Raw genomic sequence first — 13,331 nt, 5'->3', positions numbered from 1 at the left:
TCATGAAGGCGGCACGGTCATGAAGGCGGCGCAGGCCGCGGCGGTGCTCGCCGTGCTCATCCTCACCGGACTGGTCGGCTTCGCCCGCGGCGCCTCGTCCGCGCCGGTGAGCCGCCTGGTGATCGCCACCGGCGGCGAGGGCGGTGTCTACCACGCGCTGGGCACGGCCTTCGCCCGGGCCGCGCGGCACCGCTGGGCCGCCGACACCGCCGTGCTCACCACGGCGGCCTCGGTGGAGAACCTGCGGTTGATCGCCGACGGCAGGGCGCATCTGGGGTTCGCGACGGTGGACTCGGCCGCGCTCGCGGTGCGCGGCGAGGGTCCCTTCGGCCAGGCCCTGCCGATCGTCGCGCTGGCGGGGCTCTACGACGACTACCTGCAGATCGTGGTGAGCGCGGACGGGCCCATCCACGAGATCGCCGATCTGCGTGGCCGGCGGGTGTCCACCGGGTCCGCCGGGTCGGGTACCGAGATCGTGGCGGCGCGGGTGATGGAGGCGGCCGGGCTCGACCTCGACCGGGAGATCCACCGGCATCGCCTGTCGGCGGCCGCGTCGGCCGCCTCGCTCGGCCGGGGCGAGATCGACGCCTTCTTCTTCACCGGCGGGCTGCCGACTCCGGCGGTCGCCGAGCTGGCCCGCGACCACCAGATCCGCATCCTGCCCGTGGGCCGGCTGGTCCACGGGCTGCAGGCCAAGTACGGCGAGGTGTACCAGCTTCGTTCCATCCCGGCGAACCTCTACTCCCTGGCCGGGGAGGTCACCACCGTCGGGATCGCCAACGTGCTGGTCGTGCGCGCTGACATGCCGGCGGCGGAGGCACAGGCGTTGACCGCCCTGCTGTTCGAAGCGAAGGCCACGCTGAACGCCGCGCACGCCGAGGCCAGGCGCCTGGACCACCGCACGGCTCTCGTCACCTTCCCCGTGCCGCTGCACCCCGGCGCGGCCAACTACTACCGGGAGTCGAAGGTCATGGCCGCCGGCTCGGGCTCATGAGGTGGAGCCCCCGTTCAGCACCTCCGCCGCGTTGCGGACCATCGTCTCGTTGGTGCGCCGCACCTGGACCAGGGCCTCGGCGTTCTGTTCGATCAGCGCCTCCTGGTACGCGACCTGGAGTGCGTACATCGTCCCCGCGTAGTTGACCCGCGCGCGGCAGCGGGCGTCGGCGCGAGCCGTGGCGATCTCGGCGGTGGAAGGGCCCTCGCCTCCCTCCCAGCGCCGGTCGCGAAGCACGGCGTCCACGTTGGGGTAGGCGTGGCCGGCCTCGTTCATGCACGTGCTCCAGGCGGCCTCGACCTTCTTCATGCGCGCGTCCGCCTGGGCGTACTTGAACGCGCCGTCGAGCAGAGTCTCCGGGAGGTACGACGGCTGCTCCGAGGCGAGCCGCATCGAGGGAGGCGCACCGGGCGGCAGTTTCTGATCCCCGCGATCGGCCCAGGTGGGCAGCTTGATCTTCCCCGCTCCCGCCTCGATGCCGTCGCGGCCCTGGGAGAAACATCCGCCCTTGGGCACGGCCGTTCCCTGGTAGGAGGCGGCGGTGCCGGTCATGACGGCCTTGGCCGCGCCGCTCAGATCCGTGCCGTTGCCACCCTCCTGGGCCCGCTGGATCTCCGCCCGGCGCTCCGGGCTCTGGTGATAGCCCCACTGGGCCGCGGTGCGTTCGGAGAGGAAAAGCCAGTTCACCGTCTCGCGTGCGGCCGACAGGCCCCGCGCCCCGGCCACGGGATAGGAGAAGCCGTAGCGTCGCATGCAATCGGCCGTGAGCATGCTCTGCGCGCGATGGACCGTGGCGTTCTGCTCCGGGGTGAGCAGGTACGCCTCCAGCGGCAGGGAGAGCCCGTCCGCCGACGCCGGGGCAGGAATCGTCGCGATCGGCGGCGGTGGGATCGAGGGCGGCGCCTCTGCTTTCGGCCGTCCGTCGCCGGAGCAGCCGGCCGTTGTGACGATCAAGGTCAGTCCGGCGAACGCCGCGGTGCCCGCCCAACGTGCTCGCATGCCCGCCTCCCTCGGTCAGGGTCCAACGCAGGTCAGGATCCAACGCAGGTCAGGATCCAAAAGGGAGCGTCGCAGGCCACCTGGCCCGGCGGGCACCCGCCACGGCTTTTCTTTACACAATGCTAAGAACCGGGAATTCCGCGCCCGACTTGTTAGGGATCGGTCAAATTCGCAGGCCCACGCTTGTCTCTCGAACGGGCGGTCCGCTCAATGGGATCGAGCCGATCCGGGCCCGTGTCATCCGGGCCCATTACCGGAGGGACAACGTGATCCAGAGATTTTCGACTCGGCTGGCGGGCGTGGCGGCCAAGACCGCCGCGGTGGCCGGGCTGACCATGACCGCGGCGGGCGGGGTTCTCACCCTTGCTCCGGCGGCCTCGGCGTCGCACGCGTGCGACGACTACGTGCACAACGAGATCTGCTTCTACCGGAACGCCGGTTACGGCGGTGCCAGCCGGGCCTTCACCAACAACGACACCACCTACACCAACGACAACTACACCGGTACGAGCGTATCGCTCAACAACACCATTTCCTCCTACATCAACCGGCACTGGGACCGTGGTTATACCGAATGCCGTTACGTAAGCCAGGAAGGCTGCACCAAGGGAATTCTGTCGCTCACGATGGACGGTGACCTGACCAACAATTTCTGGGCCCCGTGCTGCGACATGAACGACACGTTCAGCTCGCACGTGTGGTTCCCGAGCTGATCCGAAGGCACGTGCGCCACGGACATCTGGCGCAAGGCAGGAAATCGATTCCCGACGAACGGAGTATGAGCATGCCCGGATTCTCGACCGGCGTCACCGCGAAGACCATGAGAGGGGTGGTGCTGGGCGCTCTGGCCATTGGCGCCGTTCTCGTCGCGGCTCCGCCCGCGTCCGCCTCGCACAGGTGCGACAGGGAGCAGGAGATCTGCTACTGGCGGCTCGCGGGCTACACGGGGGGATCCCGCGCCTTCACGCTCGAGGACGCCACCTACGCGAACGACTATTACGACAACCTGTCGCCGACGAAGTCCCTCAACGAGACGACCTCGTCATACGTGAATTACCACATCACGAAGTCCTACCGGGTCTGCCAGCGGGTCAACCAGGCCTTCTGCACCAAGTCGCTGTATCCGATGTCGGCGGCGTCCGACCTGAGGGACAAGCTCTGGTACGACGGCATCGACATGGACAACTCCATCAGTTCTCACGTCGTCTGGGACTGACCGGAAATTCCAGGCCCGCATTACCGGTGGGTGACGAGCCGGTCGCGTACCGGGATGAAGTGTTAAAGAGGCTTCAAGTTATGTCGCCCATGGTGGCGGGGTGTGCCGCGCCACCGGTTGCCTGGTCGCACCCCGCAAGGTGGCTGGCCGCTACCCCCGGCCAGCGCCCGTCACCACCCCCGGTGGATACCGCCCGCGGACGCGCCGCCGAACGCGCTGAGGCGTCCGCGGGTAGACCTCCCCGGTCCCGTTTCTCCAGCGAGAGGGAAACCCATGAAACCGTTCCCGCGGCGCCCTGAGAGCCGGGCCGTCGATGTCGTCCCCCTCTGACGACGGGCCGCTGCGTTCTCGCCGGCGGTTCCTGCTCAGCATCGTCGCGGCCTCGGTGGTGGCGTCGGTCGCCAGCCTGGGCGCCTCGACTCTGATCAAATCGCCGCAGCAGGTGGCGGCGGACGCCGGTCCGCCGCGGGCCTCGGTGATCTCCGCGCCGGTGGAACGCCGCGTGCTGAAGGAGTCGGTGATCCTGCGCGGCACCGTGGCGCCGGGCCGGACGATCGAGGTGACCCCCGCGGCGGCGGCCGAGGGCAGGTCGGTGATCACCCGGACCACCGTGAAGAAGGGGCAGCGGATCAAGGCGGGCGCGGTCGTCGCCGAGGTCTCGGGGCGTCCGGTGATCGCTCTGGCCGGTGCCATTCCCGCGTACCGGGACATCCGGCCAGGTGGCAAGGGACCGGATGTGAAGCAGCTGCAACGGGCGCTGCGCGGCCTTGGATATTCCGTGCGCGACGCCGAGGGGACTTACGGCTCGACCACCCAGGCCGCGGTTCGCAAGCTGTATGAAGACCGCGGCTACGAGCCCCCGGCCGCCCAAAGCCCGGCGATCGGGGAGCCGGAGAACGAGGAGCCGGAGGGCGGTGCGGCCGCGGACGGCGACCCGGCCTCGGCGCGGACCCGCGCGAAGCCGAAGCCGAGCGTCTACCTGAAGGCCGGAGAGGTGGTCTACGTTCCGCGGTTCCCCGCCCGGGCCACCGAGGTGAAGGCGACCCTGGGCGCTCAGGTGACCGGCGCGATCCTCAAGCTGGCCACGGGTGAGCTGGAGGTCAGGGGCACGCTGACGGCGCCGGACCGCAAGCTGGTGAAGCCCGGCATGGATGTGACGATCTTCTCGGAGGAGTCCGGGCGGTCCGCGCGGGGGCGCGTGCGCAGCATCGGGGCGTTCACCGCCGACGGCGGAACGGCCGGCGCGGGGCATCCGGTCAGGGTGGCGGGCACGACCCAGCTGCCGGAGGGCTTCGCCGGGCAGGACGTGCGGCTGACGATCGAAGCGGCGTCCACCGACGGGCCGGTCCTGGTCGTGCCCGCCTCGGCGGTCTACGGGGCGGCGGACGGATCCACCCAGGTGATCAAGCTCGCGCCGGGCGGCGCCCAGGAGCGGATCGCCGTCACCGCCGGCGCGACGGGCGGCGGGTTCGTCGAGGTGCGCGGGGACGGCCTGGCCGAGGGCGATCGCGTGGTGGTCGGGAAGTGAGCGCGCGGGCACCGGTGATCGAGTTCGCCGGGGTCGGCCGGACGTATCCGGGTCCGCCGCCGGTACCCGCGCTGCGGCCCGCCGACCTGGTGATCCGGCGCGGCGAGTACGTGACCGTGGTCGGTCCCTCGGGGTCGGGAAAGTCGACGTTCCTGAACGTCGCGGGGCTGCTGGACCGGCCGAGCGAGGGCGTCTACCGGCTGGACGGCATCGACACCGCCACGTTGAACGAACGGGACCGGACGGCCCTGCGCGGGCGCCGGATCGGGTTCGTCTTCCAGTCCTTCCACCTGCTGCCGCACCGCAGCTCGATGGAGAACGTGATGTTGTCCCTCCTCTACACCGGGGCCAAGCGCAAGGAGCGCCGAGCCCGCGCTCTGGAGACGCTGGAACGGGTCGGGCTCGGGCACCGCGCGCACGCGCCGGCCGGGCGGCTGTCGGGCGGGGAGCGGCAGCGGGTCGCGATCGCCCGCGCCCTGGTCAACCGGCCGAGCCTGCTGCTGTGCGACGAGCCGACCGGCAACCTCGACACCACCACCGCGCGGACCGTGCTGGCGCTGATCGACGAACTGCACGCGGACGGCTTCACGGTCCTGGTGGTCACCCACGATCCCGGGGTGGCGTCGCGCGGCGAACGTGCCGTGGTGATCCGCGACGGCGTGCTCCGGGAGACCGATCCGGCGAGTCTGACCGCGGAGGCGGTGCAGGCCGTGCAGGACGCGCAGGCCGTACAGGTTGCGCAGGCCGTACAGGTCGCGCAGACCGTTCACGAGGAGCAGACCGTTCACCAGGCCCAGAGCCGGTGTGTCCGGTGAAGGGCCGGGGCAAGGCCGCGCCGGTCAAACAGACACGGTTCGCGGCCCGGGACGCGCTGGACGAGGCCACCGCGGCGATGCTCGCGCGTCCGGCCCGGGCCGCCCTGACCGTTCTCGGGACCCTGCTCGGCGTGGCCGCGTTCGTCGCCGTGCTCGGGCTGACCGCCACCGCCAGTGGCCAGATCTCCAAACGTTTCACCGCGCTGGCCGCCACCGAGATCACCGTGGAGGACGCGCCCGAGGACCGCGCCACGGCGGACTTCGCGTTCCCCTCTGACACCGAGCAGCGGCTCACCGCGCTGAACGGGGTGCGGGCGGCCGGCATGTTCTGGCGGCCGACGATCCCCACGTCCGAGGGGAGCGAGTCCGGCGTGCTCGTCTCGGCACGTCCCCCGTCGATCGCGGCGGGCCAGGGCGAGCCGCTGACCGTGACCGCCGTGTCCCCGGGATATCTGGAGGCCGTGCACGCCCGGGCCGGTGCCGGACGGCTCTTCGACTCCTTCCACCAGCGGACCGGGCAACGGGTGTGCCTGCTGGGCCGGGCGGCGGCGTCCCGGCTGGGGATCACCCGGCTGGACGGCCAGCCGGCGGTGTTCGTCGGGCCCACCCCGCTGACCGTGATCGGGATCATCGACGAGGTCGACCGGCAGTCCGCCACGTTGTTGTCGGTCCTGGTGCCCTCGGTGACGGCCACGAACCTCTGGGGCCTTCCCGGCGGGCTGCAGGGGGAGGCGCCGAAGGTCCTGGTCGAGACCCGGCTCGGGGCGGCGCCGCTGATCGGCCGGCAGGCAGCCCTGGCGATCCGGCCGGACCAGCCCGAACGCTTCAAGGTCACGGTGCCGCCGGACCCCAAGCAGCTCAAGGAGCAGGTCGACACCGACCTGGGCACGCTCTTCCTCGCCCTCGCCGGGATCTGCCTGGTCATCGGGGCGGTGGGGATCGCCAACACCACCCTGGTCGCCGTACTCGAACGCACCGGCGAGATCGGCCTGCGCCGTTCTCTCGGCGCCCGCGGCAGGCACATCGCCGCGCAGTTCCTCACCGAGTCCGCCGCCCTCGGCCTGCTCGGCGGGCTGGTCGGCACGAGCCTCGGTGTCGCCGCCGTCGTGGGCGTCGCCATCAGCAAGGACTGGACCCCGATCCTCGAACCCCTCGCCGTCCTGCCCGCCCCGGCCGTCGGAGCGCTCACCGGCCTGCTCGCCGGCCTCTATCCCGCCTGGCGGGCCAGCCGCATCGAACCCATCGAGGCCCTGCGCCGATGAACCCCGGCGACTCCCGCCGGCCCCAGACCGGCGCCTCCCGACCGGCACCCGCCGGCCGGCGGGTGACCGAAGTAAGGCAACACAGATGATCACGACGAAGACAAGGAGTGTGCTCATGCGGTCGTATCGGAAAGCCCTCGGTGGCGGCGCCATCAAGGTCGCCATGGTGGGCGTGGCGGTGGCCGGTTCCATGGTGGCGCTGACCTCGCCGGCCTCCGCCTCCCACAAGTGCGGCGACCCGGCCTTCGACTACGAAGAGGTCTGCTACTACCGGCACAAGGACTACAGCGGTGGATCGCGGGCCTTCACCGGTGAGGACAAGAACTATACGAACGACTACTACGACTACGCCAGCGGTACGGTCGCCCTCAACAACACGATCTCGTCGTACAACAACAGGCACTGGGCCCCGTACCACGCCCATCGTTACGTCGGCCAGGAAGGCCCCCTCTACTACATCAAGGCGGAGAGCTGGGACAGTGACCTGGCCTCGTCCGACTGGTGGGGCAGCGAGACGGGCGACGTCAACGACAAGCTGAGCTCGCACACCGGTCCCTACACGGGCTGAGCCCGGCCGCCCGACCTCCGGAGTGTCCGTCTTCAACCCCGGGAGCGTCCGTCACGGTGCGTGGCGGGCGCTCTCGGTTTCTGGTGAGGGACTGGTCGTGATGGCCGTCACGTCAGGTGATCACTAGGTCACTGGTCGACGATGTGATTCTTTGCTGGTGATCACGTGGGTCTAGTCACTTAGGGTCGTTTCCAGGGGGTTGGCGTGTCCGTCTCTCGCGGTTACCTGCATCATCGTTAGTAGGGAGCAACGTTCGACCACAGGGGGGCGCATGATGCTGGCTGTCTCGGGCGGAAGGCGGCAGAAGGCACGAAACCGGATGGTCGCGGCCGCACTCGAATACGCGGAGCTCGGGTGGCCCTCCTGTCTCGGCGCCCATCCCCCCGTCGATGGTGACAGAGCGTGTTCGTGCGACCGGATCGGGTGCCCCGACCCAGGAGCGCACCCCGTGTCGGCCGCCTGGGCGATCCAGGCCTCGACCGATCCCGCGGTGCTGAAGCGCTGGTGGTCGGAGCGTCCTCAGGCCAACATCATCCTGCCCACCGGGCGGGTGTTCGACGTCTTCGACGTACCGGCCGCCGCCGGAAAGGTCGCCCTCCGGCGGATCGCCCGGGACGGGCTGCAGGTCGGCCCGGTCGCCGCCATCGGTGAGGATCGTCACCTCTTCTTCGTGGCCACCCGTGGCGCCCCCGCCGACGAGGACGAGTGGTGGTCGTGCCATCTGGACTGCTCGCCCGAGAGCATCGCCGAGACACCCGGCATGCGCTGGCACTGCCGTGACAGCTATGTGGTCGCCCCGCCGTCGATGCTCCCGTACGACCGTGAGGTCGCCTGGATCAGGCCGCCGGACGGCGGCCCGCTGCCCGACCCTCTCCGGCTCCTGGAAGTGCTCTCCGACAGCTGTGAGGCCGCTGAACGGTGATCACTGCGGAGCGTTGATCGAGCCGGCCTTGCCCCAGTTCGAGTACGACGTCTGCAGCAGCTGGGAACGGCCGCCCTGCCCGACCTTGATCCGGATCTGCACCGGCAGTCCGTTCCGGTCGAGCCGCAGCGCGAACTGCACCTGCTTGGCCTTGACGGCCGAGGCGAGCTGGGTCAGCTCGGGGCTCTGGGTCAGCGCGCTCACCGGCACGGTGCCGCGATAGATCCCGCCCGCCTCCTGGAGGCTGGTGGTGGCCTGCAGCAGCGCCGCGACGTTGCCCGCCGCCGAGCCCGCTCGCACCTGACCGGCGAGCGCCGCGTATCCGCGCCCACCGCCGGCGAGCGACGCGTTCTGCCACCGCTTCCCGGCTTGGACGTAGGCCGAACCACCCACCAGCACGGCTCGCGTGCGCTTGCGCAGCGCCTTCGTGCTGGCGCTGACGGTCATCGAGTAAGAGGGCGCGGCGCCCTGGACGATCCGGAACGAGCCCTGCGCCCAAGCGGGACCGCCGCAACATCCGCTGCGCCGGTAGCTGAACGAGGCGCCCGGAGTCTCCGCTGTCGCCTTGCTGACCTTGTCCGCGAGGGTCGCGCCCGGCGTGGCGCCCGGGGAGGCCGGGGCGGGGCTGCCGCTGCCGGCCGGGGACGGGTCGGGCCGTGGCGCATCCTCGTCCTGGCTGGCGTGCACCACCGCGGCGCCCAGGACGCCGCCGATGATGACCACGCCCGCCACCAGGGCGGCCACCAGCCGCGACCGGGACGACCGGACGGGCTGCGAGATGGGGTTGCCGCGGGGCGTGGTGATCCGGGACGGCTTCGGCTCGGGGCGTTCGGCGGTCTGCGCGGCCAGCTCCGTCAGCCGGCTCCGGCCCTGCGCCTCCCAGGAGAGGCCGTACGCGGCGACCGCTGCCTCCTCGACCGCGCCGAGCATGTCGGCGGCGGTCTTGGGCCGTTCGGCCGGGTCCTTCGCCAGGCCCCGCGCGATCAGGTCGCGCAGCGGACCGGGCACCTCCTCCACTGGGATGGCCGCCTCGCGGTGGGCCTTGGCCAGCCCCGACTGGCTGCGGGCGCTGAACGGCGGCCGCCCGGTCAGGCACTCGAAGAAGATCGCCGTGGCCGCGTAGAGGTCCGTGGCGACGCTCGCGGGCGCTCCGTTCCACAGCTCGGGCGCCGCGTACGCCGGTCCGGACTGCGCGATCGACGCGGCGGGCGCCAGCCCGAAGTCGGTGAGCCGCCCGTTGCCCGCGCCGTCCACGATGACGTTGGCGGGGCGCACGGCGCCGTGGACGACGCCGCGGTCGTGCCCGGCGGCCAGCCCGGCCAGGATGCCGCCCAGCATCGCCAGCGCGGCCAGCGGGCCCGTCGGGCCCTGCGCGGCGAGCATCCACCGCATGCTGACCCCGTTGACGCGTTCCATGACGACCGCGGCCCCCTCCGGGGTCTCCACGAAGTCATAGAAGTCGACGACGTTGGGGTCCTCCAGCTGGGACAACCGCTGTGCCGTCGTGCGGAAGTCCGAAAGGAACGCGTCGTCCCCCCGGAGCCTCCGGTCCAGATACTTGATCGCGACCTTGGTCTGGGTGAGGTCGTCGACGGCCAGCACGACCCGCCCCGACGAGCCGCTCCCGAGGTCCCGGACGTGGGTGAAACCCGGGACAGTCCAGCCGTCAACCACGTTGAGAGCCCATCCCTCCGATACGGCCGGCGCCGCTACGAGTGAGGCGTCGGTCATCAGCCGCGACGCCGGTGTACTTGGTGGAATATCGGCCGGTTACGGGCGAGGTCAAGGGCTGTCGCCAAACTGGAACTGAGAGACTGGCCGCGTGACTGGCATCGAAGACTCCAAACGGCTTTTCGAGCGCGCGAACGAGGTGGTCCCGGGCGGGGTGAACTCCCCGGTACGCGCCTTCCGGGCGGTGGGCGGGACGCCGCGGTTCATGACGTCGGCGAAGGGCCCCTACCTCACCGACGCCGACGGAAACGAGTACGTCGATCTCATCTGCTCGTGGGGCCCGATGATCCTCGGGCATGCCCACCCCGCCGTCGTCGAGGCGGTCCAGCAGGCGGCCGGGCGTGGCACGTCCTATGGCGCCCCGACTCCCGGTGAGGTCGAGCTGGCCGAGGAGATCGTGGCCCGGACCCCGGTCGAGAAGGTCCGGCTGGTCAACTCGGGCACCGAGGCCACGATGTCGGCGATCCGGCTGGCGCGGGGGTTCACCGGCCGATCCAAGATCGTGAAGTTCGCCGGGTGCTACCACGGGCACGTGGACTCGCTGCTGGCCGCGGCCGGATCCGGCGTCGCCACGCTCGGGCTGCCCGACACCCCCGGGGTGACCGGTGCCACGACGGCCGACACGCTGGTGCTGCCGTACAACGACGTCACCGCGGTCGAGGAGGCGTTCGCCGAGTACGGGCACGAGATCGCCTGTGTGATCACCGAGGCGGTCCCCTGCAACATGGGCCTCGTCCCGCCGCTGCCGGACTTCAACGCGCTGCTCAAGGCGCTGTGCGGGCGCAGCGGGGCGCTGCTGATCATCGACGAGGTCCTCACCGGCTTCCGTGCCTCCAGGTCGGGCTGGTACGGGATCGAGGGCGTGCCCGGCGACCTCGTCACGTTCGGCAAGGTCATGGGCGGTGGGCTGCCCGCCGCGGCCTTCGGCGGCCGCGCCGACATCATGGATCACCTGGCCCCGGCCGGTCCGGTCTACCAGGCGGGCACGCTGTCGGGGAACCCGCTCGCCACCGCCGCGGGCCTGGCCACGCTCCGGAACGCGACGGACGAGGTGTACACCGCGATCGACCGGTCGGCCGCGCTGGTGGCCGAGGCGGCGTCGGCCGCGCTCGCCAAGGAGGGCGTCCCGCATCGACTCCAGACCGCGGGCAACCTCTTCTCGGTCTTCTTCACCGACGAGGTGGTCGGGGACTTCGCGGCTGCGCAGCGCCAGGATTCCAAGGCCTACGCCGCGTTCTTCCACGAGGCGCTCGACCGCGGCGTCTACTTGCCGCCGTCTTCGTACGAGGTGTGGTTCCTGTCGGCCGCTCATGACGAGGCGGCCCTGGAACGCATCACCGACGCCTTGCCGCATGCCGCGCGTGCGGCGGCGGAGGCCAGGTCGGCGGGGTAGCGCTCGCCGGGACCGTCAGTGGATCAGGGAGCCCACACCGGCCAAGGCCGACAGCGCGGCTGCCACAGGCTCTGTGGCGGGCGAATGGAGCGGAGCCCGGACCGAGGGTGAGTCGATGATGCCGCGATCGGCCAGGGCCGCCTTGAGGACCGCGGGTGACGGCTCGCTGAAGAGGGCGTCCGCGAGCGGCAACAGGGCGTTGTGCAGGGCCAGGGCGCGGGCGTGGTTGCCGTCGCGGACGGCCAGCGCCATCGCTGCGTACGCACCGGGCGCGAGGCAGGCCGACGCGGTGATCCCGCCTGCGCCGCCCAGTTGCAGCATCGGGTAGAGGTACGCGTCGTCGCCGGCGAGGATCGCCTTGCCCGTCCTGGCGGCGAGGAGCCGCAGCGTGTCCGCGTCGATCGCGCCGGCGCACTGCTTGATCCCGGTGACGCAGTCGAGGTCGAGCAGGCGGAGCAGGGTGCCGGACGACAGATGCTTCCCGGTGCGGTACGGGATGTTGTACGGGATCAGCGGCACGTCCGCGGCGGCGCCGATGGCGGCGAAGTGGTCCAGGACGCCCTGGTCGGAGGGCCGCAGGTAGTAGGGGACCACCACGAGCAGCGCGTCGGCCAGGCAGGCGCGTTCGCGTGCCTGCTCGATCGAGGGCGCGGTGCCCATGGTCCCGGCCCCGACGATCAGCGGGGTGCCGTGCTCGATCGACACCGCGCGGCAGGTCTCCAGGACCGCGCGCTGCTCGGCGCCGGTCAGCATGGCGGCCTCGCCGGTGGTGCCGAGCACGACCAGCCCGGCCGCGCCCTGCTCCAGGCAGTGCCGGGCGAGGCGTTCGAGCGACTTGGTGTCGATCTCGCCGGAGTGGGTGAACGGGGTCACGAGCGACGCGTGGACGCCATGCATGAATCTCACCTTGATCACTTGGACGGCGCAGGGATCATTTGACGAGCGCAGGGATCACTTGGACAGCGCGGGTTCGGGTTCGAGGAGGGGCGGCTCGGCGGCGAGGGGCACGCGGCGGCGGACGCTGCCGAGGGCCACGCCGCCGACGATGAGCGCCGCGGCGAAGAGCCGCAGGGCGCTGACGCTCTCGCCGAGGACCACGACCGTCGAGATGATGCCGAACGGGGGGACGAGCAGCGCGTACATCGCCACCGTGCCCGCCTCGTACCGCCGCATGAGCCACCCCCACGCGCCGAACCCGACCAGGGTCGACAGGTAGGCGATGTAGGCCAGGGACGCCCAGGCCTCCCAGGGCACGTGGGCGAAGGCGTCCAGGCCGGCGCTCGGCCCCTCGAAGATCAGGGAGAGCGCGAACAGCGGCAGCGGCGGCACCAGGGACATCCACACCATGAAGGCGAAGCCGTCGACGGGCTCCTCGGTGGACTGGTTCGTCATCCGGATGAGGACGTTGCCCAGCCCCCAGGAGGCGGCGGCGCCGATGGTCAGCAGGAAGGCCAGGATCGGGCTGCCCTGCCCGAAGTCGACACCGATCAGCGTCACGCCGAAGAGCGCGACCAGCATGCCGACCGCGGTGATCGGCCGGGGCCGCTCGCCCACCAGCCCGAACGCGAAGACGGTCGTGAAGAGCGCCGCCGACTGCAGCAGCACCGACGCCAGCCCGGCGGGCATGCCCTCCCGCATGCCGAGGAACATGAGCCCGAACTGGCCGACCCCGATCGCCACGCCGGTCAGCAGGATCCACTTCCAGGCCACCGGAGGGCGCCGCACGAAGAAGACCGCGGGCAGCGCCGACACCACGAACCGCAGGCCGGCGAACAGCAGCGGCGGGAAGGTGTCCAGGCCGGTCTTGATCGGCACGAAGTTGAAGCCCCAGATCGCGGCGATCATGACGGCGAGGAGCAGATGGCGCGGTGACATGCCCATATGCTCTCGGGGACCTCGTTTT

At 71.2% G+C, this 13,331-nt stretch carries 13 protein-coding genes; 9 read left to right on the top strand and 4 right to left on the bottom strand.

Features of this window, described 5'->3' with window-relative positions; all coding sequences use genetic code 11:
- Positions 1-19: 19 nt before the first annotated feature.
- Complete coding sequence (locus F8566_RS07205) at positions 20-994, top strand: TAXI family TRAP transporter solute-binding subunit (protein WP_151559162.1); 975 nt, start codon at positions 20-22, stop codon at positions 992-994.
- Here F8566_RS07205 and F8566_RS07200 read toward each other — a convergent pair.
- Positions 989-1,993, bottom strand: a complete 1,005-nt coding sequence (locus F8566_RS07200; protein ID WP_151559161.1) for a hypothetical protein — start codon at positions 1,991-1,993, stop codon at positions 989-991. The two genes, F8566_RS07205 and F8566_RS07200, sit on opposite strands and share 6 nt — an antisense overlap.
- 266 nt (positions 1,994-2,259) lie before the next feature.
- On the opposite strand from F8566_RS07200, the gene F8566_RS49675 reads away from it, so the two are divergent.
- The 7 genes from F8566_RS49675 to F8566_RS07165 all read left to right on the top strand — a co-directional run bounded on the left by F8566_RS49675 (position 2,260) and on the right by F8566_RS07165 (position 8,304).
- Positions 2,260-2,706 carry a peptidase inhibitor family I36 protein gene (locus F8566_RS49675; RefSeq protein WP_192809557.1) on the top strand — a complete coding sequence of 149 codons (447 nt, stop codon included), beginning with the start codon at positions 2,260-2,262 and terminating at the stop codon, positions 2,704-2,706.
- Positions 2,707-2,777: 71 nt separating this feature from the next.
- Positions 2,778-3,209 (top strand): hypothetical protein, encoded by a 432-nt coding sequence (locus tag F8566_RS07190; RefSeq protein ID WP_151559159.1) that lies wholly within the window; start codon positions 2,778-2,780, stop codon positions 3,207-3,209.
- Between the two features lie 313 nt (positions 3,210-3,522).
- Complete coding sequence (locus F8566_RS07185) at positions 3,523-4,737, top strand: peptidoglycan-binding protein (RefSeq protein WP_151559158.1); 1,215 nt, start codon at positions 3,523-3,525, stop codon at positions 4,735-4,737.
- On the top strand, positions 4,734-5,552 hold the full coding sequence (locus tag F8566_RS07180) for an ABC transporter ATP-binding protein (protein ID WP_151559157.1): 819 nt from the start codon (positions 4,734-4,736) through the stop codon (positions 5,550-5,552). The genes F8566_RS07185 and F8566_RS07180 overlap by 4 nt, the downstream gene beginning before the upstream one ends.
- Positions 5,549-6,814: an ABC transporter permease gene (locus F8566_RS07175; protein ID WP_225992934.1), complete on the top strand. Its 1,266-nt coding sequence runs from the start codon at positions 5,549-5,551 to the stop codon at positions 6,812-6,814. The genes F8566_RS07180 and F8566_RS07175 overlap by 4 nt, the downstream gene beginning before the upstream one ends.
- Positions 6,815-6,929: 115 nt before the next feature.
- Positions 6,930-7,382 (top strand): hypothetical protein, encoded by a 453-nt coding sequence (locus F8566_RS07170; protein ID WP_151559156.1) that lies wholly within the window; start codon positions 6,930-6,932, stop codon positions 7,380-7,382.
- Positions 7,383-7,656: 274 nt separating this feature from the next.
- A complete protein-coding gene (locus F8566_RS07165; RefSeq protein WP_151559491.1) occupies positions 7,657-8,304 on the top strand; it encodes a bifunctional DNA primase/polymerase in 648 nt (215 codons plus the stop codon).
- Here F8566_RS07165 and F8566_RS07160 read toward each other — a convergent pair whose 3' ends face one another.
- The gene (locus F8566_RS07160) at positions 8,305-9,978 is read right to left on the bottom strand and encodes a serine/threonine-protein kinase (protein WP_192809556.1); all 1,674 of its coding nucleotides are present in this window, start codon (positions 9,976-9,978) and stop codon (positions 8,305-8,307) included.
- Positions 9,979-10,126: 148 nt separating this feature from the next.
- Between F8566_RS07160 and hemL the strand changes: the two genes are divergently transcribed.
- On the top strand, positions 10,127-11,428 hold the full coding sequence (hemL, locus tag F8566_RS07155; RefSeq protein ID WP_151559154.1) for a glutamate-1-semialdehyde 2,1-aminomutase: 1,302 nt from the start codon (positions 10,127-10,129) through the stop codon (positions 11,426-11,428).
- A 15-nt stretch (positions 11,429-11,443) separates the two neighbouring features.
- Here hemL and F8566_RS07150 read toward each other — a convergent pair whose 3' ends face one another.
- Positions 11,444-12,325 (bottom strand): 4-hydroxy-tetrahydrodipicolinate synthase family protein, encoded by an 882-nt coding sequence (locus F8566_RS07150; protein ID WP_151559153.1) that lies wholly within the window; start codon positions 12,323-12,325, stop codon positions 11,444-11,446.
- 54 nt (positions 12,326-12,379) lie between these two features.
- Positions 12,380-13,303 carry an EamA family transporter gene (locus F8566_RS07145; RefSeq protein ID WP_151559152.1) on the bottom strand — a complete coding sequence of 308 codons (924 nt, stop codon included), beginning with the start codon at positions 13,301-13,303 and terminating at the stop codon, positions 12,380-12,382.
- Positions 13,304-13,331: the final 28 nt, after the last annotated feature.

Source organism: Actinomadura rudentiformis (genome assembly GCF_008923185.1).
Lineage (GTDB): Bacteria > Actinomycetota > Actinomycetes > Streptosporangiales > Streptosporangiaceae > Spirillospora > Spirillospora rudentiformis.
This window is presented reverse-complemented; position numbering and strand designations above follow the sequence as displayed.